Raw genomic sequence first — 24507 nt, forward strand, 5'->3', positions numbered from 1 at the left:
AAGTGCTTGGCTGAAGTGCTTTGACGGTCTATTCGGCGATCGCAGCGTCAAGCAATTGTTTGGCCAGTTCATTCTGCTCTGATCCAGCGCACCAGGCGGCACAAAAAAAGAGGGCCGCGGAGCGACCCTCGACAGCGTTGGAAGAAGCGCAACCTCAAGGCAACGAAATCGTCAAATTCGCCGACTCCGGCTCGGTCTTGGTCACCCGTGAGCAAGACGGCAAGGTATGTTGTCCGCAGAGGTACTGAAGGTGCGGGGTAACCTGAAGGCATATGCAGTGATGCACTTCGAGTAGTGGGACGAGTTCAATTAAGCGTCGTACAAGGCGTGGGCGAAGCGCGGGAGGTGATCGCGCGGGCGTCGAAGGCGGCGGGGATCGTGGCGAGGAATTCGTTGCGGTTTCAGGGGCAGCAGGAGGATGAGGAGACGGGGCTGCATTACAACCGGCACCGGTACTATGATCCGAGTAGCGGACGGTTCGTGTCGAAAGACCCGATCGGCCTCGATGGCGGCATCAACGTCTATCAGTACGCTGATAACCCGACGGGCTGGATTGATCCACTTGGTCTCGCGAAGCGATGCGGGTGCCCATGTGGCGTTGAGCCCCACGGTAATCAACCGAGCCCCCGGCCGTCTGGCTATCAGAGTCACCACATCATTCAGGATCGTTGGGCTAAGGCGAACGAAATCGAGGGGTACAACTACCGAGAAGCTCCTGCGATTCTTATCCCACAAAACCCGATCCACAAAGCGATCAGCGATAGCCAGAACGCACGTCGCGACGCAATGACGGCTGCGGGACAGGACCCGTGGGCTACCAGCATTCAGGATCAATTCAACTATTCGTCTCAAGATATGCGGGCTGCTGGGATCTCGGACGACTGCCGTAAGCGTGCCTTGAAGAAGGCGTAGAAGTATTTCGACCAACTCGGAGCCATCAAATGACGGATTTCACAGCGTTGCTGGGCGTCGACTTTCGCAGAAGGGCTCCCGCTACCCGTGCAGAAATCGCTCGCCTGGAAAAGACACTAGGCGTCCTGCTTCCATTGAACTATAAGGACTTCCTTGCGTGGTCGGATGGGGGCGAGGGCGAAGTTGGTGACCTCTATCTGTCCATGTGGGCCGTCGAGCAGGTCATCGAACTCAATGCCTTGTACTCGATCACGACACGCATGGGCCGGGGCTTTGTGGGCATCGGTACCGACGGTGGGGATTACTGCTTTGCTCTGGATCTCCGAAGGGACCAACGTTTCGTTGTCGTGCCGCTCGGTGCGCTAGCTGAGGATGAGGTCAAATCACTGGCAAGCGATCTCGTTGCCGGGTTGACCGCCATCCACGACGGCCACATAACGGGCAACGATCTATAACCGGCATCGCTACTATGATCCCCAACTCGGCAGGTTCACCAGCAGAGATCCCGTCGGGTTTAGCGGTGGGATAAACGTGTTTCGATACGCACCCAACCCCGTGGGGTGGGTTGATCCGCTCGGCTTGACGTGCTGCGATTGTTTGTATAGGGGGTGAGGGAGGTATCCGGAATTTCGTGTGTGAGGCGGGTTGAGATTCAGATTCCAATGTTGAATCGTTCCGGGTAAAGCAGCGCGAACTGGGTCATCGCGCTCTTCCAATCGTGCCGAGAGCCGGTCCACTTGGCCACGACGTTGCGCAGTGCCAGCCAGATCAGTTTGAGCGCGGCCTCGTCCGACGGGAAGTGACCGCGCGCCTTGATGATCTTTCGAAGCTGCATATGCAGCGACTCGATCGCGTTGGTCGTATATACAATTTTCCGGATATCAGGCGCGAAGGCGTAGAACGGAATCACCTGATCCCAGGCCCGGCGCCAGAGCGCGGCAATCGGAGGGTATTTCGTACCCCACGGGCTCGTATCGAACGCGTCCAGCGCCACGGCGGCCGCTTCGGCCGACGGTGCCCGATAGACCTCCTTGAGCGCCGCTGCGACCGATTTCCTGTCTTTCCAGCTGGCAAAGTCCAGCGAGTTCCGGATCAGATGCACGATGCAGGTCTGGACCGCCGTTTCCGGGAACACCGTGTTGATCGCTTCCGGGAAGCCCTTCAGGCCGTCGACCACGGCGATCAGAATGTCCTGCACGCCGCGCAGCTTCAGGTCGTTGACCACCCGCAGCCAGAACTTGGCGCCCTCGGTCTGCTCGATCCAAAGGCCCAGCACGTCGCGTGTGCCGTCGCGGCGCACGCCCAGCGCCAGGTAGATCGCCTTGTTGCGCACCACGCCTTCGTCGCGGATCTTGACTCGCAAGGCGTCGAAGAACACGACCGGGTACATCGGCTCGAGCGGTCGCTGCTGCCATTCGCGCACTTCGTCGATCACGGCATCAGTCACCGTGCTGATGAAGTCCGGCGACACCTCGATGCCATACATCTCCAGCAGGAAGCCCTGAATCTCCCGCACGCTCATGCCGCGGGCATACATCGCGATGATCTTGTCGTCGAAGCCTGTGAAGCGTCGCTCGCCCTTGGCGATCAGCACCGGATCGAACGTGCCTTCGCGGTCGCGCGGAATCTCGACGTCGAGCAGGTCATTGTCGGTTGCGATGCGCTTGCGGCTGGTGCCGTTGCGATGGTTCGTGCGGCCTACCGGCTTGGCTTCGCCCTTCTCGTAGCCCAGGTGGTGGGTCAGTTCGCCGCCCAGCGCGCGCTCGAATATCGCCTTCTTCAGGGCCGCGAATTGCTCGTTGATCGAAGCCCGATCCAGCGTTCCGGGCACCAGTTGCTTGATGAGTTCCGGGTCCAGGTTCAAGCCCTTGCCCGGTTCTACCGGCACTTCTTCCTTGCGTTTGCGTGGCATAACGTGGCTCCTTGGCCATCAGTTTATGCCTCACACACAAAAGTTCGGATAGGCTCACGCCGCATGGCGACGGGCATCGCTCCCGCTCGTCGTACTGGGGCTCGACCGGCTCGACCGCCTCGGCAAGCGCAATGGATGACCATCCTGCGCTTGACGATGTATATCGGAGAACGGAGCGCTCGACCGACAACAACCGCCGATCCGCCTCGCGCCTCCGAAATTGGCATAATCACGGCTCGTTGCCGCGAGCGCTGCGACGCAGGCGCATTCGTTCCAGTGGCATCACCCGACTTGCATCGACTTCAGCCTGGTTATAGCCGCAACACCCATGCCGACCATCCCCGAGACCACCGCGTCGCTGAAACACATCCTCGAACACCCTGGCGATTTCCACGGATGGCTCTGCCTCCCGCGGACGCCATGGACCCTCGACGCAGAGGCCGCATTCATCGAAGATGCCGCCAACACCGAAGCTGCTTCGCCACCACCACCGCCCCACACCCCGATTGGCGCGTGACCTTGAACAGCGCGACGATCGAGGACATCGTAATCAATGCGCATGACCAGGTCGACGAGCCGACCGCCACGCAGCTGTTCGACGCATTCACGTTCTACGTCGACAACGAAGACTTCATCCTGCTCTGAAGCCACACGTCACATACCATAGCAAAAAAGGACCGCCAAGCGGTCCTCTCTCATACAGCGTCAACGTCCGAACGAAGCACAGCCGTCAAGGCAACGAAATCGTCAAATTCGCCGACTCCGGCCCGACCTTGATCACCTGCGAATAAGGCGCCAACGCCTGCAGCGTCTTGTCCTTGAGGTAGGCATTGAGCCCGAGATACCCGAGCAGGGCCACCAGCGCGAACACGGCCCCGATCGCCCAAACCGGCACCTCCCGCTTCAACCGGTGCGCGATCTGATCCGGCAGCGGCCAATGCGGCGCAAACGCGGCCCGCTTGCCCTTCATGTGCGCGATCTCGTCGCCCAGCCGCGCCGTGAGATACGCGAGCTTCTCCGGCCCCTCGAGCAGATATTTGCCCTGGAACCCGAGCAGCAGGCACATGTGAAACACCTCGAGCGATTGCAACCGCGCCGCGCCCTGCGCGCGACATTCCTCGAGATACTGGAAGAATTTCTCGCCCGCGAGCTGCTCGCCGAACAGCACGAGCTGCAGCGGCCGGCGCTCCCAGTCGGCGCGGATCTTGAACTGCGACGACAGCACCATTTCATCGACCGCCGCGCAATAGGCGAACTTCGCGCCGTACACATCTTCGGCCGCAATATTGAGCTTCTTCGCGCCGCGCTCGAAATCCGACAGGAATTCCTGGATCTTCGTGCTGAACTCGCTCGCGCTGTCCGGCTCGCGGCCGTTCTTCAGCAGGAACAGCATGAAGAACCCGTCGTACAGCAGATCGAGCAGCGAACGGGCCTGAAATGCGGCGTCCGTCGACGACGGGGTATGCACGGGTGTCGGCGCGTTGTCGCCGAACAGGGAAGGCGCGTAGCTCATGATGTGACCGCGATCAGTTCGAATTTCAGGTCATTGATGCCGGTCGGCGCATAGATCATCGCCGACTGGGCCTGCAGCATGCGCTCGTACAGCGCGCCGCGCGAATCAAGCTGGAAATAGCACGCGCCCGGCCGCACGGGAATCGCGGGCGGCACCTGCGGCGTGTACGACAGCCGCACGCCGGGCATCGCCGACAGCACGAGCTTGTCGACGTCGTCGGGCGCGCCGACCTTGAAGCGCGCAGGCACCGCATCGACGAGCTCGACACTCGGCATGTCGGCGGACACTGCCAGGTAGAACTCGGTCTTGTCGTCGATCTTGCCCGAGTCGAGCCGGCCGAGATGGAACGACGGCCGCACCTCGTCGAGCGTGATCGCGAAGTAGCGCGTCGAGATCACGGTGTCGAGCAGTTCGCGCAGCATCACGTCCAGACGCGCGAAGCCGGGGCCCGGATCGTCGTGGCGATAGACGGGCAGATCGGCAAGCGAATAGCCTTTCGAGAACGTCATCAGCTGACCCGTGAGCCTCAGCAATTCATGGAACAGCCGCTCGGGATGCAGCGCCGCGTGCTGATGCAGGTGCGCGAGCGTCGCGAACGCGGCGTTCGCCGTGTGCAGCAGCCAGAACGAGGCGATGTCGCCCGAGCGGAACTCGATGATGTTCTTCGACGGCTCGCGATGAAAGCCGTACAGTGCATTGACTTTCGCCTGCAGCGCGTCGACGAGCTGGCGCAGCCGCTGATGCAAAAGCGGCGACGCTTCAATCGCGAGGCACGGCGGCACGAAGCTGTCGTCGACCTCGAACCCGGACGTCGCGGTGCGCCGCACGCGCACGAGCGGCACCGACAGCAGCTGGTCGCGCGGCTCGCTGTGCGCAATCAGCTTGACCTGCGTCTTCAGGAACGTGATGTCGGCTTCGGCCGCGTCGGTGAAGTTGTCGGCGACGCTGCTCTGCTGGCTGACGAAGCGCGTCGTGAAGCCGGCGGCCGGATCGTCGCTGTAGTTGGTGCCGTTCTCGCGCAGCGGGTGCAGCGCCAGATAGAACACGAATTCGTTGATGCCGTCGGGCAGCGTGTCGAGCGCGATCGGCGGCGGCAGATCGTCGCCCTGCGGCGCCGCGTACAGCGTGCCGTCGGGGAACACGAGCGCGAGTTCGGCGACGCGCAGCACGTTGCTGCCGAGCGCGTCATGGTCGATCCGCAGCGTGCGCAGCCCCCAGTTGTACGGCTGGATCGCCTGGATCGATTCGAACAGGCGCGCCTCGTGGTACGCGTCCTGCCGCTGAAAATGTTGAGGCCGGAGGAACAGCCCTTCTCCCCACAGCACCTTGGCCGAATAACTCATGTCGAATCCGGTTAATGTCGCGTTGCGATGTAATCGATCTGTTCGTGCCCGAATTAAATCGCGATTTGTTAACTCTTGTTAATTGACATTCGCGCGTCACGTTTAACCGCAACTGACCGACGACAGCATATTCAGCGGTTGCGAAGGCGCGCCCTGCTGCGGTGCGATCACCGTGCCCCCGGTCACCGTCATTGCGCAATTATGCAGGCCGATGATTATGCCGGATTTCTCCGACTTCGCCGGGTCGAATGTCAGCTTCCATCGCTGCAGTGCGGGATCGCGGAACAGCGCGACGATGCCGAATGCCTGCGCTTCGCGCGACACTTTCTCGGTCGCCGTATAGCGCTGCCCGGGAATCAGCGTGATTTCGCGGACGTTGAGCAAATCGGCGCCGAGTGCGGCTTTTTCCTTGTTCGGATCGGTAAATGCGTCGAACGGCGCCTGCTGGAACGAAGTCGGGTCTTTCAGCGCGTAAAGCCGCACGACGAGCGCGAGCGGCTTGTTATCGGTCGCCGCATTCAGATTCGGCGCGGCGGCGAGCGTGAGGCCGATGTTGCGCGGCGGTTTTTGCGAGTCCGGCACCTCGGGCTTGCCGATGCCGGTGGCCGACATCACGGCGCTCGCGGCCGATCCGAGCAGCGGCGCGGCGGCGCATCCGGCCAGCAGCGCGCAAGCGATCAACGGCAATCCGTAGCGAATCATGGGCGATCTCATCTTATTTCCGGCGTGCCGCCTTTTGCTCCCTGTCAAAACTGCCGGGCATTTCGCGTATCGGCGCGATGCACGGCCGGTCCCTCGTTCAACTATTAAGCCTGCGTGCGTCGCGACAGAGCGATTCGGCAATTTTTTCCGATGCCCCCGGCGAGCCGCCGCAAGACAGCAAAACCGCGGCTTTCCGGCGGATTCGAACGGTGTCTCGAACCCGCCGCCGCCGTGTTTCATCGGGGCAGCGCCCGGTTTTAAAAGAAATTAGCCTGCACGCGACGATTGAATTATGAAAAATTGATCGGTACTATACCCGCGCGCTTCTTGCAAAGCAAAAGAACGGATTCTCAACGATTTAAAACTCACGCGCCGGTGGATATAACGATGAAAGATCGTCTCTTCGCAAAGCTGTCTGGGGTAGTGCTGGCTTGCGGCGTGATTGCGGGCTGTGCAAGTCAGCCGACCACGCCGCCGACCGCCGAAGTATTCAACAAATCGCTGGCAGAAGCGGACGAAGTGGCCAAATCGGGCGATCAGGATCGCGCGCTCGGCCTCTATCAGGCGCTTGCCAAGTCGGACCCGACACGCGAAGAGCCGTGGTCGCGCATTGCGCAAATCCAGTTTGCCCAGAACCATTACGGCCAGGCGATCGTCGCCGCTCAGGAAGCGCTGCAGCGCGACTCGACCGACCGTCAGGCCAAGAGCGTGCTCGCGGTCGCGGGCCTGCGGATCGCGACGCAGTCGCTCGGCGAACTGCGTCAGGATGCGTCGCTGGCCGGCGACGCGAAGTCCGATGCGCAGGCGCTCGCGAAGCAGCTGCGCGAAACGCTCGGCGAGAACGCGCTGTTCCCGCCGGAGCAGAAGGTCCAGGCGCGCAAGGTCCGGCGTCCGATTCACCGAGCGAAGGCCGCGGCCGCAACGGCGGCCGCCGACAGCGGCGCCGCGACGCAGCCCGCGCAGACGTCGAGCAGCAGTGCGCCGCAAAAGGGCGGCGATCCGTTCAGCGCGCTGCGTTGATCGGCGCATAACCACAACCAACCTGGGAGCCGTCGATGGCCAAGAAAGAGAGCATTCAGAAAAGCTTGCAGAAAATACGGCCGCCGCGCGTCCAGCTGACCTACGAGGTCGAGAAGGGCGATGCGATCGAGGTGAAGGAGCTGCCGTTCGTCGTCGGGGTCGTCGCGGATCTGGCCGGCCAGTCCGAAGTCGAGCAGCCGAAACTGCGCGATCGCAAGTTCGTCAACATCGATCGCGACAATTTCGACGACGTGATGAAGGCGATCGAGCCGCGCGCGGCGTTCCAGGTGGAAAACCGGCTGAGCCCTGAGGGCGGCAAGTTCGCGGTCGACCTGAAATTCCGTTCGCTGTCGGATTTCAATCCGGACGAAGTCGTCGAGCAGGTCGAGCCGCTGCGCCGCCTGCTCGAGGCGCGCTCGAAGCTCGCCGACCTGCGCAACAAGCTCGCCGGCAACGACAAGCTCGAAGACCTGCTGTCCGAGGTGCTGAAGAACACGCAGCAGCTGCAGGCGCTCGCGAAGGGCACGGGCGGCGACAAAGACGGCGAATGACGACGGAGTGTTGAGATGAACCAGCAAACGGCTCCGGCCCAAGCGAGCGGCGCGGAATACGCCGCCGGGACTTCGCTGCTCGACGAAATCGTCGAGAAGAGCAAGGTCGCGAAATCCGATTCCGAGCATGCGCGCGCGAAGGACCTGATCGGCGAACTCGTGCACCAGGTGCTCGACGGCACGGTCGTCGTGTCGGACAACCTGTCGGCGACGATCGACGCGCGCGTCGCGGAGCTCGATCGGCTGATCTCGGCGCAACTGTCCGCGGTGATGCATGCACCGGAATTCCAGCGCCTCGAAAGCACATGGCGCGGGCTCGACTATCTGGTCAAGGAAAGCAACACGGGCCAGACGATCAAGATCAAGGCGCTGCACGCGCCGAAGCGCGACCTCGTGCGCGACTTCAAGGGCGCCAGCGAGTTCGACCAGAGCGCGCTGTTCAAGAAGGTCTACGAAGAAGAATTCGGCACGTTCGGCGGCTCGCCGTTCGGCGCGCTGATCGGCGACTACGAGATCTCGCGCCAGCCCGAGGACATGTACTTCATCGAGCAGATGTCGCACGTCGCGGCGGCCGCGCACGCGCCGTTCATCGCGTCGGCGTCGCCGGAGCTGCTCGGCCTGGAATCGTTCGCCGATCTCGGCAAGCCGCGCGATCTCGGCAAGGTGTTCGACACGGTCGAATATGCGAAGTGGAAGTCGTTCCGCGATTCCGAGGATTCGCGCTACGTCGGCCTCACGCTGCCGCGCTTCCTCGGCCGCCTGCCGTTCAATCCGAAGGACGGCCAGACCGCGGAAACCTTCAACTTCGTCGAAGACGTCGACGGCACCGACCACGACAAGTATCTGTGGTGCAACGCCGCGTGGGCATTCGCCGCGCGGCTGACGGCCGCATTCGACGACTTCGGCTGGTGCGCGGCGATTCGCGGCGTCGAGGGCGGCGGGCTCGTCGAGGATCTGCCGACGCACACGTTCAAGACCGACGACGGCGAAGTCGCGCTGAAGTGCCCGACCGAGATCGCGATCACCGATCGCCGCGAGAAGGAGCTGAGCGATCTCGGCTTCATCCCGCTCGTCCATTGCAAGAATTCTGATTACGCCGCGTTCTTCGCTGCGCAATCGGTGCAGAAGCCGAAAAAATACAGCACCGACAGCGCGAACGCGAACGCCGTGCTCTCTGCCCAGCTTCAGTACATCTTCTCGGTATCGCGCGTTGCGCACTACCTGAAGGCGATGATGCGGGACAAGATCGGCAGCTTCGCGTCGGCGCAGAACGTGGAGACCTTCCTCAACCGGTGGATTTCGCAATACGTGCTGCTCGACGACAACGCGACGCAGGAGCAGAAGGCGCAATTTCCGCTGCGCGAGGCATCCATACAAGTATCGGAGATTCCGGGCAAGCCGGGCTCGTATCGTTCGGTCGCGTTCCTGCGCCCGCACTTTCAGCTCGACGAACTCTCGATTTCTCTGCGACTTGTCGCTGATCTGCCCAAACCGGCAAATTCATAAGCGAGCAAAATCGCCCGGGCGGGCCGCCTGGGTAGGACGTTAAAACCACCTCTTTGGGGAGTCGAAGGGCCATGTTACACATGCACATGCAGTTTGGTAGTCCGGCGATCAAAGGCGAATCCGCGGACAAGGACCACCAGGGCTGGATCGAACTGAAATCGTGGGATCACTCGATCATCCAGCCGCGTTCGGCGACCGCGTCGACCGCAGGCGGCCACACCGCCACGCGTTGCGAGCACGGCGACATGATCTTCACGAAGGAAATCGATTCGTCGAGCCCGCTGCTGTATCAGCACGCGTCGGGCGGCACGACGTTCGATGAAGTGACGATTCATTTCTCGCGTGCGGACGGCGAAGGCAAGCGTGTCCAGTATCTGGAAATCAAGCTCAAGTACGTGATCATCTCGAGCATCGCGCCGAGCGTGCGCGAGGAAGGCCTGCCGGTCGAGACGTTCTCGCTGAAGTATGCGGCCGTGCAGTGGAAGCAGACGCAGCAGAAGATCGGCGGCAACCAGGGCGGCAACACGCAGGGCGCCTGGAGCCTGACGAAGAACGACAAGACCTACGCGGTCTAAGGTCGGTTGCGGCAACGGGGCGCGCGGCGCTCCGTTGCCGTTTTCGCAGCAGATGCCGGCCGATGAAACGCTTCGAACCCAGTTTTCTCGACAAGCTGTTCGACGACGAACCGCATCTGCCGGCCTCGGCCGCGATGCGGCAATTGTCGCTGGACGAGCTGAAGAACACGGTCGCCCGCGACGTCGAGGCGATCCTCAATACCCGTATCGCACACACCGAAACCGAGCTGGCCGCGCTGCCGGAATGCCAGAAGTCGGTGCTGACTTACGGGCTCAACGATTTCGCGGGGCTGAGCCTCGCCAGCCACTACGATCGCGCATTCATCTGCAAGTCGATCCAGCAGGCGATCGCACGCCATGAGCCGCGGCTGCAGCAGGTGCAGGTGACGTTCGAGCTGAACGAGCAGTCGACCAACGCGCTCTACTTCGCGATCCAGGCGCTGCTCGTCGTGCATCCGGCCGAAGAGCCGGTCAGCTTCGATGCAATGCTGCAGCCTTCGACGCTCCAGTATTCGGTCACGCGCGCACGCACGGCACGCATGCTGTAATTCAAGCCGCCGCGCGGGCCGGACCGCACGGCGGCGGAACAGGGTCCGGCACGGAATGGAAGAGGTTCGGGGTCGTCGATGGAAGAATTGCTGCCGTACTACGAGCGCGAATTATCGTTTTTGCGGCGCTATTCGCGGGATTTCGCCGAACGCTATCCGAAGATCGCGGCGCGCCTCGCGCTGTCCGGCGAGCACTGCGAGGACCCGCACGTCGAGCGGATGATCGAGTCGTTCGCGCTGCTCGGCGCGCGGATCAACAAGAAGCTCGACGACGACTACCCGGAATTCACCGAAGCGCTGCTCGAAGTGCTGTATCCGCACTATCTGCGGCCGTTTCCGTCGTGCTCGATCGCGCAGTTCGCGGCGGCGGCGCCCGGGCAGCAGACGGAGCCGGTCGTGATCCGGCGCGGCACCGAGCTCAAGAGCCGCCCGATCCGCGGCGTGCAGTGCCGGTTCCGCACCGCCTACGACGTGACGCTCGCGCCGATCCGCATTTCGGAGGCGCGCTATACGCCGGTCGCACTCGCGCCGAGCGCGACGGTGCTGCCGTCGAACGCGACGGGCGTGATCTCGATCACGTTCGAATCGCTCGCCGCGCAGCTCGATCTCGGCGCGCTGAAGCTGCCGACGCTGCGCGCGCATCTGCACGGCGAGCAGTCGTTCGTCGCCGCGCTGACCGACTGCCTGTTCGTCAACGTGCTCGGCGCGTACGTCGAACCGGAGCGCAACGGCCGCTGGACCGCGCTGCGCCAGTTGCCGATCGCGCAGGCCGGCTTCGACGAAGGCGATGCGCTGATCGACTATCCGGCGAAATCGCATCCCGCGTATCGTCTGCTGACCGAATACTTCGGCTTTCCCGACAAGTTCGACTTCGTCGATTTCGACATCGCCGCGATCGCGCGCGCATCGGGCCGCTGCCAGCGCGCGACGCTGCATCTGGTGCTGCAGGACGTGCGCAGCGATTCGCATGTCGCGCGGCTGCTCGAGCTGCTCGCCGCGAGCCACTTCCGCTTGTTCTGCACGCCGGTCGTCAACCTGTTCCGCCAGCACGGCGAGCCGATCCGCATCACGCATCGCGCGGTATCGTATCCGGTGATCGCGGAGGCGCGCCGCGCGTTCGCGTATGAGGTCTATTCGATCGACTCGGTGAAGCTCGTGCGGCAGCAGGCGCACGAGGAATCGGTGATCGAGTTCCGGCCGTTCTATTCGCTGCATCACGGCGAAGCGGCGCGGATCGGCCATTACTGGTTCGCGCGCCGCAACGACTCGGTCGCGCAGAAGAGCCCGGGCTACGAGACCGAGATCTCGATCGTCGACATCGATTTCGAGCCCACTTCACCGCAGACCGACACGCTGAGCCTCGATCTCACGTGCACGAACCGCGACCTGCCGGCGATGCTCGCGTTCGGCCTCGAAGGCGGCGACCTGTTCCAGGACGGCGGCGCGCAGACGGCCGGGATCGCGCTGCTGCGCCGTCCGACGCAGACGGTACGCTTCGAGCGCGGCCGCGCCGCGCACTGGCGTCTCGTGTCGCACCTCGCGCTCAACCACGTGTCGCTCGTCGCGCACGGGCTCGCGCCGCTCAAGGAGATGCTGACGCTGTACGACCTGCGGCGCACCGCGGTGTCGACGCGCCAGATCGACGGGCTCGTCGCGATCGAGCAGCGCGGCGCCGTGCAGTGGCTGCCCGGCAAGCCGTTTGCGACATTCGTGCGCGGGATCGAAGTGCGGCTGACGATCGACGAGGAGCATTTCGTCGGCGCGAGCCTCGCGTCGTTCGTGCGCGTGCTCGACAGCTTCTTCGGGCTGTACGTGCACCTCAACAGCTTTGTTCAACTGGTCGTCGTGTCGAAGCGCACCGGCGAGGAGATCATCCGATGCAAGCCCCGCACCGGCGAATCGATTCTGGCGTAGTCGATACGCTGCTCGACGAACCGCACCGCTTCGAATTCTTCCAGGCGGTGCGCGTGCTCGAAGGGCTGTTCGCGCGGCAGGCCGCCGATGCGCCCGGCGCGTGGCGGCAAGGCGACGTCGTCGCGCACCGGATCGCGTTCCGCAATACGCTGTCGCTCGGCTTTCCGCCGAGCGAGATCGAAGGCGCGCGCTCGTTCGACGACGACGGCCTGCCGCTCGACTCGACCGAGCAGCGCGAAGCGGCGGTCGCGGGAGGCGAGCTCGGGCGCGTCGAACTGACGCCGGCGTTCTTCGGGCTGCTCGGCGCGCAGGGCGCGCTGCCGCTGCACTACACCGAACAGATCGCGGCGCGCGAGCATCTGAAGCGCGACCATGCGGCGCGCGCATTCTTCGACGTGTTCTCGAACCGCGCGACCGCGCTGTTCTACGCGGCCTGGAAGAAATACCGGCTGCCGTTCCACTACGAGCTCGATCGCGACGAGCGCTATCTGCCGCTGCTGCTCGCGATCGCGGGCGTGGCGAGCGACGACGTGCGCGACAGTCTCGCGGCAGGCGCGGGCGGCGTGCTCGACGAAGCGGTCGCCGGCTATGCGCTCGCGGCGCGACACCGGCCGATGTCGGCCGCCTATCTGCAGCGCACGCTGTCCGATTATTTCCGCGTGCCGGTGAAGATCGATCAGTTCGTCGGCAAGTGGTACGACGTGCCGCCCGATCAGCTGAGCGTGCTCGGCCAGGTCAACGCGGTGCTCGGCGCGACGGCGCTGGTTGGCGAACGCGTGTGGCAGCGCGACATGCGCGCCCGGATCGTGATCGGCCCGCTGTCCAAGCGCGACTACGAGGCGTTCCTGCCGGGCGGCGCGCAGGCCGTTGCGCTCGAGCGGATGCTGACGCTGCTCGCCGGCGTTACGCTCGAATACGAAGTGAAGCTCGTGCTGAAGCGGACCGAAGTCGGTGCGAGCGTACTCGGCGCCGGCTCGCGGCTCGGCTGGGACGCGTTCCTCTGCACGCGCGACGCCGACGAAGACCGGTCCGACGCGCGCTACGAGCTGCACGTGATTCACTGATACCGAACGACAACAAACACGCAAACGAACCTGAGATCGACGCCATGAGCACGCCTCTGAAGACCCTCATCACGAAACTGAATCCGCTGTGCCGGCATGCGGCCGAGCGCGCGGCGAGCGCGTGTCTTGCGCGCGGCCATTACGAGGTCGATCTGGAGCATCTGTTTCTCGCGCTGCTCGAGGAGCCCGCGGGCGACCTGTCGCTCGCGCTGCGCGCGAGCCGCATCGACGCGCATGCGTTGCGCGCCGATCTCGAGCGCGAACTCACGCGCCTGAAGACCGGCAACACGCGCACGCCCGTATTCTCGGTGCATCTGATCGCGCTGTTCGAGCAGGCGTGGCTCATCGCGTCGCTCGACTCGCAGCTCGGCCGCATCCGCTCGGGCCACCTGCTGCTCGCGCTGCTCACGGCGCCGGACCTCGCACAGTTCGCGCAACGGATGTCGGCGCGCTTCTCCGAAGTGAACGTGACCGATCTGAAGCACAAGTTCGACGAGATCACGGCCGGGTCCAGCGAAGCCGAGCCGCATCGTGCGGACGCGGAGCACGGCGACGCCGCTGCGCCGGCCGAGGGCGGCGTGCCGGCAGCGGGCGCATCGAAGACGCCTGCGCTCGACACGTACACGACGAACCTCACGCAGCGTGCACGGGACGGCAAGATCGACCCGGTAATCGGCCGCGAAGCCGAGATCCGTCAGGCGATCGACATCCTGATGCGGCGCCGCCAGAACAATCCGATCATGACGGGCGAGGCCGGCGTCGGCAAAACGGCCGTGGTCGAAGGGCTCGCACTGCGCATCGCGGCCGACGACGTGCCGCCGCCGTTGCGCGGCGTCGCGCTGCACGTGCTCGACATGGGGCTGCTGCAGGCCGGCGCGAGCGTGAAGGGCGAGTTCGAGAACCGCCTGAAGAGCGTGATCGACGAGGTCAAGAAGAGCCCGCATCCGATCATCCTGTTCATCGACGAGGCGCACACGATCATCGGCGCGGGCGGACAGGCCGGCCAGAACGACGCGGCGAACCTGCTGAAGCCCGCGCTCGCGCGCGGCGAGCTGCGCACGATCGCGGCGACGACGTGGAGCGAATACAAGAAGTACTTCGAGAAGGATGCCGCGCTCGCGCGACGCTTCCAGGTGGTGAAGGTCGAGGAACCGAGCGAGCCGCTGGCGGCCGCGATGCTGCGCGGCATGGCAGGACTGATGGAGAAGCACTTCAACGTGCGGATTCTCGACGATGCGATCACCGAGGCCGTCCGGCTGTCGCATCGCTATATCAGCGGCCGGCAACTGCCGGACAAGGCGATCAGCGTGCTCGACACCGCGTGCGCGAAGGTCGCGCTCGCGCACAGCGCGACGCCGGCCGCGATCGACGACACGAAAAAGCGCATCGAGCGCATCGACGCGGAAATCGCATCGCTCGAGCGCGATGCGGCAAGCGGCGCAGCGCACGACGAACGGCTCGGCGAGCTGCGCGGCGCGCGTGACGCGGCGCTCGAACAGCTCGCGAAGGACGAAGCGCGCTACGAGGCGGAACGCGCGATCGTCGCCGAGATTACCGCGCTGCGCGAGACGCTCGACCGCGCCCGCGCGCCGGCCGAGGACGGCCAGCCGGTCGACGTGCAGGCCACGCGCGAGAAGCTCGCCGAACGCGTCGCGGCGCTGCATGCGTTGCAGGGCGGCGAACCGATGGTGCCGCTGCAGGTCGACGGTCACGTGGTGGCCGAAATCGTCGCTGCGTGGACCGGCATTCCGCTCGGCCGGATGGTGAAGGACGAGATCGGCACCGTGCTCAATCTGAAGCCGCTGCTCGCCGCGCGCGTGATCGGCCAGGACCATGCGCTCGAAGCGATCGCGCAGCGCGTGCGCACCGCGTCCGCCAATCTCGAGGATCCGAACAAGCCGCGCGGCGTGTTCATGTTCGTCGGGCCGTCCGGCGTCGGCAAGACCGAGACGGCGCTGGCGCTCGCGGACATCCTCTACGGCGGCGAGCGCAAGATGATCACGATCAACATGAGCGAGTATCAGGAGGCGCACAGCGTGTCGGGGCTGAAGGGTTCGCCGCCGGGCTACGTCGGTTACGGCGAAGGCGGCGTGCTGACCGAGGCCGTGCGGCGCAATCCGTATTCGGTCGTGCTGCTCGACGAGGTCGAGAAAGCGCATCCGGACGTCCTCGAGATGTTCTTCCAGGTGTTCGACAAGGGCATGATGGACGACGCCGAAGGGCGCGAGATCGACTTCCGCAACACGCTGATCATCCTGACGTCGAACGTCGGTTCGGCCGCGGTGATGCAGGCGTGCCTGAACAAGCCGGCCGAGGAATTGCCCGATCCCGATGCGCTCGCGGAGGCGCTGCGCCCGCAGCTGTACAAGGCGTTCAAGCCCGCGTTCCTCGGCCGGATGAAGGTGGTGCCGTACTACCCGATCTCCGACGACGTGCTCGCCGAGATCATCGAGCTGAAGCTCGAACGGATTCGCAGCCGCATCGAGGCGAACCACAAGGCCGCGTTCGAATGGGACGAATCGCTCGTCGACGCGGTTCTCGCGCGCTGCACCGAAGTCGACTCGGGCGCACGCAACGTCGACCACATTCTGAACGGGACGCTGCTGCCGGAGATCGCGGGTCACGTGCTGGGCCGGATCGCCGACGGCGCGTCGATTACGCGCATCGCGGTGTGCGCGGACGACGCCGGCGAGTTTGCGTATACGGTCGAATGAGCGCGCCCCTTCCGATGCATCAACGGATTTACTGAACCATGCCCATCAATCTCCCCGAGCTGCTGACGCCGATCAGCGATGCGTCGCCCACCGGCGACGACCTGCTGTTCTCGAACGAATTCGACGCGATCCAGGAGGCGCGGCGCTACGACGATCCGACGCTCGATCAAGGCGAGTGGGTGACCGAGATCAAGGAGGCCGACTGGGGCCTCGTCGTCGAGCGCGCGACCGACCTGCTGCGCACGCGCACGAAGGATCTGCGCGTCGCGGTGTGGCTGACCGAGGCGCTCGCGCTCGAGGACGGCATCACCGGTCTCACCGAAGGCTATGCGCTGCTCGAAGGACTGTGCCGCGAGTATTGGGACACCGTTCATCCGCTGCCCGAAGGCGAGGACGTCGAATACCGGCTCGGCAACGTCGCGTGGCTGGCCGGCCGCACGGCCGAGCTGCTGCGCGGCATACCGATGACGGACGGCGCGGCGAACGCGTTCACGACGCTCGACTGGGAGGTCGCGCAGCACGTGGCGCAGGCGATCAAGCGCGATCCCGAGCATGCGGACGACATCGCGCGCGGCAAGCCGTCGGTCGAGCAGATCGATGCATCGCGGCGCGTGACGCCGATCGCGTTCTACGCGACGCTGCTCGCGAACCTGAAGGCATTCGAGTTCGCGCTCGATGCGTTCGAGGACACGCTGGTCGCGCGTGCAGGCGATGCCGCGCCGAGTTTCCGGCAGACGCGCGATGCGTTCGAGACCGTGTATCGGCTTGCCGAGCGCTTTGCGCGCGAGCAGGGCTATACCGGCAGCGCGCCGCATAAGGAAGTGCCGCCCGCCGCGCAGCCCGAGCGCATCGAGCCGAGTTTCGGCACGCCGATCCAGACCGAGGAGACCCACGTGCAGTCGCAAACCGCTCCGCGTCCGCCGGCGACGCAGATGATCGCCGGCATTCAGAACCGTGCGCAGGCCGTCGATCAGTTGCGTGCGGTCGCGCGCTACTTCAGGCAGACGGAGCCGCATAGCCCGGTCGCGTATCTCGCCGACAAGGCGGCGGAATGGGCCGACATGCCGCTGCACAAGTGGCTCGAGAGCGTCGTCAAGGATGACGGATCGCTGTCGCATATTCGCGAGCTGCTGGGGGTGAGGCCGGACGAGCAGTCGTGAGCGACCGGGATTTCGACCTGAGAGCGCGGGCCCGGCGGGTTCGCGAGGAACAACAAGAAGGGTGACGTATGAACGTGACCGAACTGATACAGGCGATTCGCGGCGGGCTGATTCAGCAGGATCGTCTGCTGAAGACCGACATCCCGTCGCTGCCGAGCAATGCACTCGTGCCGCGCCGCGCAGTAATCCGCGCCGAACTGGGCCGCGATTTCAGCGTCGCGCTCGACTTCGTGTCCGCTGCGAGCGACATCGAGCTCAAGACGCTGATCGCCAAGCCGATCACGCTGTGGATCCAGCAGGCGGACAAGTCGTATCTGCCGATCAACGGATATGTGCATACCGCTCGCCGGCTCGGCGCGGACGGCAGTCTGTCGAGCTATCAGTTGACGTTCGCGTCGTGGATGCACTTCCTGAAGTTCCGCAGCGATATGCGCTACTGGCAGGACGAGAGCGTCGACGCGATCCTGGCCGACGTGTTCGATACCCATCCGCAGGCGAAGGGCCGGTATCAGTTTGCGTTATCGAAGCCGCTGCCGTCGCGCTCGTACTGCCGCCAGAGCGAAACCGACTGGAACTTCGTGCATCGGCTGATGGAGGACGAAGGGCTGTTCGGGTTTTGGCGGCACGCGGAAGACGGCAGTGCGCACACGCTTGTCGTGACCGACGATCTGCATGCGATCGACGCGCTGTCGCCGAACGTCGTCAGGTTCGAGCGGTCAGGCGCGGGCACCGAAACCGCGGGGTTTACGCAGTGGGCCGCGTCGCGGACGCTGCAAAGCTCGCTGCATACGACGCGCACGTTCGACTACAAGTCGCCGTCGTCGGCCGCCAGTCCGAACGGCACGTCGTTGCCGACGAAGAGCGGCCACGGCGATCTGCCGGAGCAGGCGGAAATCTACGAATACACCGGCGCGTACACGTATCCGGGCCAGGATCGCGGCGAACAGCTGTCGAAGATTCGTCTCGAGGAATGGGAGTCGCGCGCGAAGCGCTTCGTCGGCGTGGGCGGCGTGCGCGGCATCGACGCGGGCCGACGCTTCACGCTCGCCGATCATCCAGAGCATGACCGCGATTCGGCGCAGGATCGCGAATTCGCGGCGATCGCCGTGAGCTGGTATGTCGAGAACAACCTGCCGCTTTCGGCCGAGGAGGCGCACTTTCCGCACAGTTTGCAGGACGAACTTGCGCGGGTGAAAGCGGCGTACCGCGATGCTGCGGCATTCGTTGTCGGCCACGACGACGGCTCGGCAGGGTTCTATCTCGTCGAGGTCGAAGCGCAGCGCGCGAGCGTGCCGTACCGCAGCCCGCTCGTGCATCGCAAGCCGGAGATGCAGCTCGAGACGGCGGTCGTCGTCGGTCCGCCGGGCGAAGAGGTTTACACCGACGAACTGAACCGGATCAAGGTGATGTTCGTGTGGGATCGGCAAAGCGAAGGCCGCGAGAACGCGTCGTGCTGGGTGCGCGTCGTGCAGTCGGATACCGGCGGCGGTTACGGCGGCGTGCATATTCCGCGCGTCGGCGAGGAAGTGCTGATCGGCTATGTGGGCGGCGACTGCGACCGACCGATCGCGTTGCACCGCGTGTATAACGGTGCGACCGCGCCGCAGTGGCACAGCAACGGGATTCTGTCGGGCTTCCGGTCGAAGGAGTATGCGGGATCGGGGCACAACGAGATGGTGCTCGACGACGCGACCGGGCAGAACCGCGCGCGGCTGTTCAGCAGCAGCGCGAATTCGCTGCTGCATCTCGGCTATCTGATCGAGCAGGACGGCAACACGCGCGGCGCGTATCTCGGTTCGGGGTTCGATTTGCGCACGGACGCGTATGGCGCGGTGCGCGCGGGGCAGGGGCTGTATGTGACGACGCATCCGAAGCAGGCGAGCAGCCAGCCGCTCGATGTGTCGGAAGCGCGGCAGCAGCTCGTCAATGCCGAGGGGCTGATCGAGTCGATGTCGCAGGTCAGCGAGATGCATCAGGCTGCGGGGCTCGGCGATGGGCACGATGCGCTGAAGCAGTTTGCCGATGCGACGCAGAACAGCGTCGCGGGCGCGACGGCGGGTGGCGGCAGGACTGGCGGTGGCGGGACCGGGAATGCGAATGCGTTCAAGGAGCCGGTGATGTTGTTTGGGAGTCCGGCGGGCGTCGCGTTTTCGTCGCAGCAGTCGGTACACGTGTCGGCCGATCGGCAGACCAATATCGTCAGCGGCCAGAGCACGTTCATTGCCAGCGGAAAATCGCTGATTGCCGGCATCCGCGATCGCATCAGCCTGTTCGCGCAGAATGCCGGAATGAAGCTGTTTGCCGGCAAGGGGAAGGTCGAGATACAGGCGCATGCGGATAGCGTCGAGGTCACTGCGCAGAAGGTGGTCAAGCTGATGTCGGCAACCGAGCATGTCGACGTGGCCGCCAAGCAGGAGGTCCTGCTGACGTCGGGCGGCGCCTATATCCGGATCAAGGGCGGCAACATCGAGATTCATGCGCCGGGGAAGGTGGATTTCAAGGGCGCGCAGCACCAGTTCAACGGACCGGCCAGCATGCCGTATCCGCTGCCCGCGATGCCGGGCGGAACGTGCAAGCAGTGTGTGCTGAATGCGCATAGCGGGCGCGAAGCAATGGTCGAGGCGGATTGATGGACGAGCTTAACGACGTGACCGGTCGGAATGACGCGACTGGCGCAAACGAAACCATCGACACTGCTCGGAATCCGCGCGAGCCGGAGTGGCCGGCGTTTCTGGCAATGCTGAAGGCTTCGCTGGCTCACACCGACGAAGTCGGCAGGGCGATGCGGCTGTATGTCCTCGTCGATACACGGGGCTATCAGGAGCTCGATGTGCGACTCGCGACGGTGCATCGTCTACGCTACGCGTCGCTGTGGACCGATACGGGGCTCGAAGCCTATACGGATATCGCGCCGTACCTGATCGCGTTCGATCGCGACACGCTTGACGACGAGAGCGCCGAGCAGCATCGGCTGCTGCGCCAGCTGTGGCTTGATGCGGTCGATCTGCATGCGGTGACGTGGATGTGGTCGACGTGGTCGTTCGATGCGCTTGATGCGCATCTGCGCCAGTACGTGCAGTACAGATTGCCGAACGGTCGCGCGTACTACCTGTTCTTCTTCGACAACCATGTGTTCGACCGTATTCGACGGGTGTGGAGCGATGCGCAGACACGGCAGTTCGTTGCGCCGTTCAACGAGATTCGGTATCGCGATCGACAGCTCGATGAGGTGGTGTGGCGCAACGATGCGCCGGCGGTCGAAGGAGCGATGCCGGCGGCCGATGCGGCGGGACTCAGCGAGCAACAGCATGCGAAGTTGATCGAGCTCGGGTATCCAGACAAGCTCGTGCTGAAGTTCAGGGAGACGATGGCGGCGGTGGTCGATCACCTGTCGGATGCGGAGCTTCACGACCTGGTTGTTGAGCAGCTCGATCGTGCGGCGGCGCACGGGATCGTCGATGAGGTCGGGCTGCTCTCCTATGTCGTGACCGGCGTGCAGGTTGCGCCGCGGTTCGACGAGCATCCGATCGTGAAGTCGTGTCTTGAAGCGGCGTCACGCGGAGAAACGAGCGTCGATGCAGCGCTGGCGTCGATCGATGATGCGACTTGGGATGCGATTCGCGACATGCATGAGCGGGAGTTGCTGGAGGCGCGTGAGGATGCGGCGTAGGCCCGCGGTAGCGGTGGGCGCGATTGCGATGGTTCTGGGCTTGAGCGGGTGCGGTAAGTCGGAGCCAGCGTATATGCGCGGCGCATTCGGTGGACTAGGCCGCCGGGAGCATTCGGATGATTGCGGTTGTTCGACGCCTGAAAGGCGAGTCGAGCGCGATTCAGAAGGGAAACATCAATGGGTAGCGTAATGAGATTGTCGAGTTTGGTAAGTCACGTTCTGGCAGCGTGCTTGCTCGTGGTGGCAGTGACCGCATGTGGGAAGTCCGAGCCGACCTACAGCGGGATTTCGATCATGGCCCAGAATTACCTTCCTTATAACCTCGACAAATTCACGATCGTCGACGCATACGGCAACAAGGCGAGCGGCGGTGGCGACAGCATGCCGGGCGGTGGCGGTGGCGTGACTTGCTGCTATCAGCTCAAGGGTACCGATTTCACGGTCAAGTGGGACTACTACGACGTTGATCAGTGGCATAAAGGCGACGAACAGACGTTTCACGCCGAAGCGAAGGTTACGTTGCCGCAGTCAACGATTCCGGAGAAAGTAGGGACTCGAATCCTCGCGGTTCATTTCTATCCGGATCGTCATGTTGAGCTTCAATTTCCCGCCGCGCCAGCGGACGATTCGCGCATTCCAATGATCGCCGTATCTCACCGGATATCGACCCATTACCAGGCGCAATTGAATAAGCGCTACGACGAGCGTGAGGATCAACAGTATCGGCGCATCGCCCGCGTCGTCGCTGCGGCTTGGCTCAAATACAGGCTCACCGACGTCGACGATCTCGAGCAATACGCGTATTTTGATCTACTCGTTAATAGCAGATTCGACGCCCATCCGGCGGTACAGCAGATCCTGAAAGCGGCCAGCAGCAAGCCCGGTACGTTCGCGAAATCGATGCAATCGCTGCCGACGACCATTTTGTCCGAGCTGAAAAGCAATAAATTCGAAGCAGTGGCGGTACCGACTATTCCCGTCGGTCTACTGCCATCACCACGCGTAGAGGAGAAACAGCATGGCTGAGAAACTCAAGCTCGACCCGGACGACGCGACACCGGCCTCAGTGTATTTGGCGCTTGCTCGTCAGAATGCAACCGCGTATCCGAAGGCCGACTGCATGCCGTGCGGAGCTACGATCCGAATTGGATTTTTCTTCGATGCCTTCGGTCGCAATCGCGACATCGATGATGCATCAAGTTCGCAGTATTCGAACATCGCGCGACTTTGGGAAGCACATCGTGAAATGAAGGACGAAAGGCGGCCCGCGAACCAGTTCTGGTATCGCTACTATTACTCGGGGCTCGGTACGCCGTTGAATGACGACAGCAACTCCGACGCGCTGGAGAACATGAAGAAGGCTGCCGTCGTGTCAGGGGCCAAAAAGGCCGCGAGTGCTGCAATATCCGTCGGCGAATCGTTCACGCGCGTCAATACGCCAATTAAACAGATGGATATGAAAAAGCGCGTCGACGATGTGAAGAAGCAGATCCTCACGGGAGATTTTTCACTTCGACCGGTTGAGAAGGCGTTCGAGGACTTTCGAAGGGATATCGAGCGTATTCCCGCCCAGGCGCGACGCGTCACGAACGTGCTGAATGCATCGCCAGAGCGCCTCTGGGAGCGAACGAAAGCGACTGGCAGGCTGCTGTGGCGCAATGCCAAGAACGATGTCAGGACCAACGTCAGGGGTAATCCAATCAAGACGGCCTGGTCGGTTGCTCGCGGCCTTTTCGTGGGGTTGGTGATGGAGAACGTGCCTATCGTTCGAGACAACGCAGCGATGGCAGAGGCCTTCGGAACGGGTGTCGACACTCGACTGACCGCAGCGAAAGACCAGTTCGAGGCGGCATACCACGAAGTGAAGAGCAAGATGCCGAAAGTTCGCGTCATCGAGGTATCTGTATTCGGCGCGGATCGTGGCTGCGTATTGGCTCGGGCTTTCGTCAATGATCTGGCGGAGAGGTATAAACGAAGAGACGATACCGACCTTGCAATCGACAATGTTCCGATCCAGATCAAGTTCGTGGGCCTCCTTGACGCGGTTTCTTCGATCATGTCGGAAGAGGCTGGTGAACTGATTGGCATGGTGCCGTATCTGGGCCTGATCAAAACCAGCTACAAGGATCGCAAGCTTTCCATACCCCCAAGCGTGCAGCACTGCGTGCACTTCGCGGCCGCCCATGAAATGCGATTTTACCAGCGCCTCGATAGTCTTGAAAAAACCCGAGGAGCTCAATTCCTATACCCCGGAACGAGCTGCGACATCGTGGGTGGAGCGCCAACTGGTTCGCTTGGCGTGAATGCAGAACTTATGAGGGTGCCGCTGAGAGACATGTTGCTGCAAGCGCTGATGGCCGGGGCGGCTATGGATACGATGGAGGACATGTACCTGTACAAGCGGAAGACTTTCGATAAGTTTTCGATTGCCAAACCCATCAACAGTAACGGTAAGCAATACCGTATCCGGCAACTCGTCGATGCATACGCGGCACTCGTTCCCCATAGAGCAGGTCTTGACCTCGTCTCCCATTCGAAGATCTTCCTGCGTTGGATTGCCGTTCGCTACCAGGATCCCGAATTCCGCCGCACGATGTCAGATCCGGTCGCCGATTGGAAGCGCAACATGGCCGACGCCGACCTGCAGCGCAAGACGACGAAGTCGAAACTCGACTGGGAACTGCAGCGCCAGGGCATCAACATGAGCATGCTGGCGAGTCGGAGCCCCGCCGATCAAGCGACGTTGCGGGGGATGAAGGCGGCGAGCGACGCGGCGCAGAAGCGTTACGAGAAGTTGCTCGCGGAGGCGCCGAAAGACTACACGACCGTGTGGGAACGTCTTCACAAGGAGTCGGAAAGGATGCTGTACCGCGCGTCCCTTCAGGACGGCTTGCGGAAATCAGCAGAACGAATCCGGAACACGCCGGACACATGGGATTCCGATAACAAGGCGAGCGCGGACGCGATCGAGGCAGCCATGCTGCCCGAACCTCAGATGGAACTAGTGTCGGCCTGGAAAGAAGGAATCGAAGGCAAGCACCCGCTTCCTCCCGACGTGATGGCACTATTCGACCTGCTCGTTCACGACACGTTGTTGACGAGTTGGCAGGATCACGTGCTCGCGCCCTCGCTGTACTTCCGCACGCGGGACACGGACGAGTTCGGGGTCTCCGATCTCGACAAGGAAGCAAAGCAACGCCAGAAAGACGATCGCGTCGCTGCTCGAATCGATCAGGCCGCCAAGCAGAGCAAGGAATGGGCGCGCGGATACAAGGGCGGCGCAACGCCTTCCGTCCATTGAGCGGCGACGAGAACTTCCTACCGCCGGCCGTCGCCCGGGCCGTATGGTCCGCGATTCTGCCGAACGCGCTGGCGGTAGCGCGTACGTTCGTCGTGTTGCGAA

General features: G+C 63.4%; 18 protein-coding genes and 3 pseudogenes. 17 read left to right on the forward strand and 4 right to left on the reverse strand.

All coding sequences use genetic code 11. The features are described 5' to 3' along the window. Window positions 1–313: 313 nt before the first annotated feature. The 3 genes and pseudogenes from NP80_RS14870 to NP80_RS29650 all read left to right on the forward strand — a co-directional run. A pseudogene (locus NP80_RS14870) lies at window positions 314–912 on the forward strand (RHS repeat-associated core domain-containing protein); the annotation flags it as partial. A 29-nt stretch (window positions 913–941) separates the two neighbouring features. Beyond that, window positions 942–1367 (forward strand): SMI1/KNR4 family protein, encoded by a 426-nt coding sequence (locus NP80_RS14875; RefSeq protein ID WP_035489409.1) that lies wholly within the window; start codon window positions 942–944, stop codon window positions 1365–1367. Then, window positions 1363–1497 (forward strand): annotated as a pseudogene (locus tag NP80_RS29650) (RHS repeat-associated core domain-containing protein); the annotation flags it as partial. The gene NP80_RS14875 and the pseudogene NP80_RS29650, both read left to right, overlap by 5 nt. Before the next feature lie 67 nt (window positions 1498–1564). Here NP80_RS29650 and NP80_RS14880 read toward each other — a convergent pair. Next, complete coding sequence (locus NP80_RS14880) at window positions 1565–2824, reverse strand: IS256-like element IS1356 family transposase (RefSeq protein ID WP_045593854.1); 1260 nt, start codon at window positions 2822–2824, stop codon at window positions 1565–1567. A gap of 328 nt (window positions 2825–3152) precedes the next feature. Between NP80_RS14880 and NP80_RS31595 the strand changes: the two are divergent. Then, window positions 3153–3469 (forward strand): annotated as a pseudogene (locus NP80_RS31595) (DUF7716 domain-containing protein). Window positions 3470–3554: 85 nt separating this feature from the next. Here NP80_RS31595 and icmH read toward each other — a convergent pair. The 3 genes from icmH to tssJ form a co-directional block, all read right to left on the reverse strand. After that, the gene (gene icmH, locus NP80_RS14885; protein ID WP_006406963.1) at window positions 3555–4337 is read right to left on the reverse strand and encodes a type IVB secretion system protein IcmH/DotU; all 783 of its coding nucleotides are present in this window, start codon (window positions 4335–4337) and stop codon (window positions 3555–3557) included. Further along, window positions 4334–5680 carry a type VI secretion system baseplate subunit TssK gene (tssK, locus tag NP80_RS14890; RefSeq protein ID WP_006409507.1) on the reverse strand — a complete coding sequence of 449 codons (1347 nt, stop codon included), beginning with the start codon at window positions 5678–5680 and terminating at the stop codon, window positions 4334–4336. Before tssK ends, icmH begins: the two co-directional genes overlap by 4 nt. 102 nt (window positions 5681–5782) lie before the next feature. Further along, complete coding sequence (tssJ, locus tag NP80_RS14895; RefSeq protein WP_006400550.1) at window positions 5783–6382, reverse strand: type VI secretion system lipoprotein TssJ; 600 nt, start codon at window positions 6380–6382, stop codon at window positions 5783–5785. A gap of 387 nt (window positions 6383–6769) precedes the next feature. Here tssJ and NP80_RS14900 point away from each other — a divergent pair, with 387 nt between their 5' ends. From NP80_RS14900 to NP80_RS14960, 13 genes are all read left to right on the forward strand, one after another. Then, on the forward strand, window positions 6770–7402 hold the full coding sequence (locus NP80_RS14900; protein ID WP_006406961.1) for a tetratricopeptide repeat protein: 633 nt from the start codon (window positions 6770–6772) through the stop codon (window positions 7400–7402). Between the two features lie 35 nt (window positions 7403–7437). Continuing rightward, on the forward strand, window positions 7438–7953 hold the full coding sequence (gene tssB / locus NP80_RS14905) for a type VI secretion system contractile sheath small subunit (RefSeq protein ID WP_006406960.1): 516 nt from the start codon (window positions 7438–7440) through the stop codon (window positions 7951–7953). A 15-nt stretch (window positions 7954–7968) separates the two neighbouring features. Continuing rightward, window positions 7969–9459: a type VI secretion system contractile sheath large subunit gene (gene tssC, locus NP80_RS14910; protein WP_006400547.1), complete on the forward strand. Its 1491-nt coding sequence runs from the start codon at window positions 7969–7971 to the stop codon at window positions 9457–9459. A 71-nt stretch (window positions 9460–9530) separates the two neighbouring features. Continuing rightward, window positions 9531–10034, forward strand: coding sequence for an Hcp family type VI secretion system effector (locus NP80_RS14915; RefSeq protein WP_006400546.1), 504 nt, complete (start codon window positions 9531–9533; stop codon window positions 10032–10034). 62 nt (window positions 10035–10096) lie between these two features. After that, on the forward strand, window positions 10097–10582 hold the full coding sequence (tssE, locus tag NP80_RS14920) for a type VI secretion system baseplate subunit TssE (protein ID WP_006406959.1): 486 nt from the start codon (window positions 10097–10099) through the stop codon (window positions 10580–10582). A 78-nt stretch (window positions 10583–10660) separates the two neighbouring features. Continuing rightward, a complete protein-coding gene (tssF, locus tag NP80_RS14925) occupies window positions 10661–12496 on the forward strand; it encodes a type VI secretion system baseplate subunit TssF (protein WP_035946276.1) in 1836 nt (611 codons plus the stop codon). Further along, entirely contained in the window at window positions 12460–13560 is a 1101-nt protein-coding gene (tssG, locus tag NP80_RS14930) for a type VI secretion system baseplate subunit TssG (protein ID WP_006406957.1), read from the forward strand. The genes tssF and tssG overlap by 37 nt, the downstream gene beginning before the upstream one ends. Window positions 13561–13604: 44 nt before the next feature. Then, entirely contained in the window at window positions 13605–16274 is a 2670-nt protein-coding gene (tssH, locus tag NP80_RS14935; RefSeq protein ID WP_006409508.1) for a type VI secretion system ATPase TssH, read from the forward strand. Window positions 16275–16312: 38 nt separating this feature from the next. Then, the gene (tssA, locus tag NP80_RS14940) at window positions 16313–17434 is read left to right on the forward strand and encodes a type VI secretion system protein TssA (protein ID WP_006409504.1); all 1122 of its coding nucleotides are present in this window, start codon (window positions 16313–16315) and stop codon (window positions 17432–17434) included. A 68-nt stretch (window positions 17435–17502) separates the two neighbouring features. Further along, window positions 17503–20064 carry a type VI secretion system Vgr family protein gene (locus NP80_RS14945; protein ID WP_006409501.1) on the forward strand — a complete coding sequence of 854 codons (2562 nt, stop codon included), beginning with the start codon at window positions 17503–17505 and terminating at the stop codon, window positions 20062–20064. Then, window positions 20064–21104, forward strand: a complete 1041-nt coding sequence (locus tag NP80_RS14950) for a DUF4123 domain-containing protein (protein ID WP_045593861.1) — start codon at window positions 20064–20066, stop codon at window positions 21102–21104. The genes NP80_RS14945 and NP80_RS14950 overlap by 1 nt, the downstream gene beginning before the upstream one ends. Before the next feature lie 189 nt (window positions 21105–21293). Further along, on the forward strand, window positions 21294–22130 hold the full coding sequence (locus NP80_RS14955; protein ID WP_035947934.1) for a DUF3304 domain-containing protein: 837 nt from the start codon (window positions 21294–21296) through the stop codon (window positions 22128–22130). Continuing rightward, on the forward strand, window positions 22123–24405 hold the full coding sequence (locus NP80_RS14960; protein WP_045593864.1) for a DUF2235 domain-containing protein: 2283 nt from the start codon (window positions 22123–22125) through the stop codon (window positions 24403–24405). The genes NP80_RS14955 and NP80_RS14960 overlap by 8 nt, the downstream gene beginning before the upstream one ends. Window positions 24406–24507: the final 102 nt, after the last annotated feature.

The sequence above is a fragment of the Burkholderia multivorans ATCC BAA-247 genome (genome assembly GCF_000959525.1).
Taxonomy (GTDB): Bacteria; Pseudomonadota; Gammaproteobacteria; order Burkholderiales; family Burkholderiaceae; genus Burkholderia; species Burkholderia multivorans.

Coding starts and splice junctions, on each gene's coding strand:
- NP80_RS14875 (WP_035489409.1), top strand. CDS start 942: ATGACGGATTTCACAGCGTTGCTGGGCGTCGACTTTCGCAGAAGGGCT.
- NP80_RS14880 (WP_045593854.1), bottom strand. CDS start 2,824: ATGCCACGCAAACGCAAGGAAGAAGTGCCGGTAGAACCGGGCAAGGGC.
- icmH (WP_006406963.1), bottom strand. CDS start 4,337: ATGAGCTACGCGCCTTCCCTGTTCGGCGACAACGCGCCGACACCCGTG.
- tssK (WP_006409507.1), bottom strand. CDS start 5,680: ATGAGTTATTCGGCCAAGGTGCTGTGGGGAGAAGGGCTGTTCCTCCGG.
- tssJ (WP_006400550.1), bottom strand. CDS start 6,382: ATGATTCGCTACGGATTGCCGTTGATCGCTTGCGCGCTGCTGGCCGGA.
- NP80_RS14900 (WP_006406961.1), top strand. CDS start 6,770: ATGAAAGATCGTCTCTTCGCAAAGCTGTCTGGGGTAGTGCTGGCTTGC.
- tssB (WP_006406960.1), top strand. CDS start 7,438: ATGGCCAAGAAAGAGAGCATTCAGAAAAGCTTGCAGAAAATACGGCCG.
- tssC (WP_006400547.1), top strand. CDS start 7,969: ATGAACCAGCAAACGGCTCCGGCCCAAGCGAGCGGCGCGGAATACGCC.
- NP80_RS14915 (WP_006400546.1), top strand. CDS start 9,531: ATGTTACACATGCACATGCAGTTTGGTAGTCCGGCGATCAAAGGCGAA.
- tssE (WP_006406959.1), top strand. CDS start 10,097: ATGAAACGCTTCGAACCCAGTTTTCTCGACAAGCTGTTCGACGACGAA.
- tssF (WP_035946276.1), top strand. CDS start 10,661: ATGGAAGAATTGCTGCCGTACTACGAGCGCGAATTATCGTTTTTGCGG.
- tssG (WP_006406957.1), top strand. CDS start 12,460: ATGCAAGCCCCGCACCGGCGAATCGATTCTGGCGTAGTCGATACGCTG.
- tssH (WP_006409508.1), top strand. CDS start 13,605: ATGAGCACGCCTCTGAAGACCCTCATCACGAAACTGAATCCGCTGTGC.
- tssA (WP_006409504.1), top strand. CDS start 16,313: ATGCCCATCAATCTCCCCGAGCTGCTGACGCCGATCAGCGATGCGTCG.
- NP80_RS14945 (WP_006409501.1), top strand. CDS start 17,503: ATGAACGTGACCGAACTGATACAGGCGATTCGCGGCGGGCTGATTCAG.
- NP80_RS14950 (WP_045593861.1), top strand. CDS start 20,064: ATGGACGAGCTTAACGACGTGACCGGTCGGAATGACGCGACTGGCGCA.
- NP80_RS14955 (WP_035947934.1), top strand. CDS start 21,294: ATGAGATTGTCGAGTTTGGTAAGTCACGTTCTGGCAGCGTGCTTGCTC.
- NP80_RS14960 (WP_045593864.1), top strand. CDS start 22,123: ATGGCTGAGAAACTCAAGCTCGACCCGGACGACGCGACACCGGCCTCA.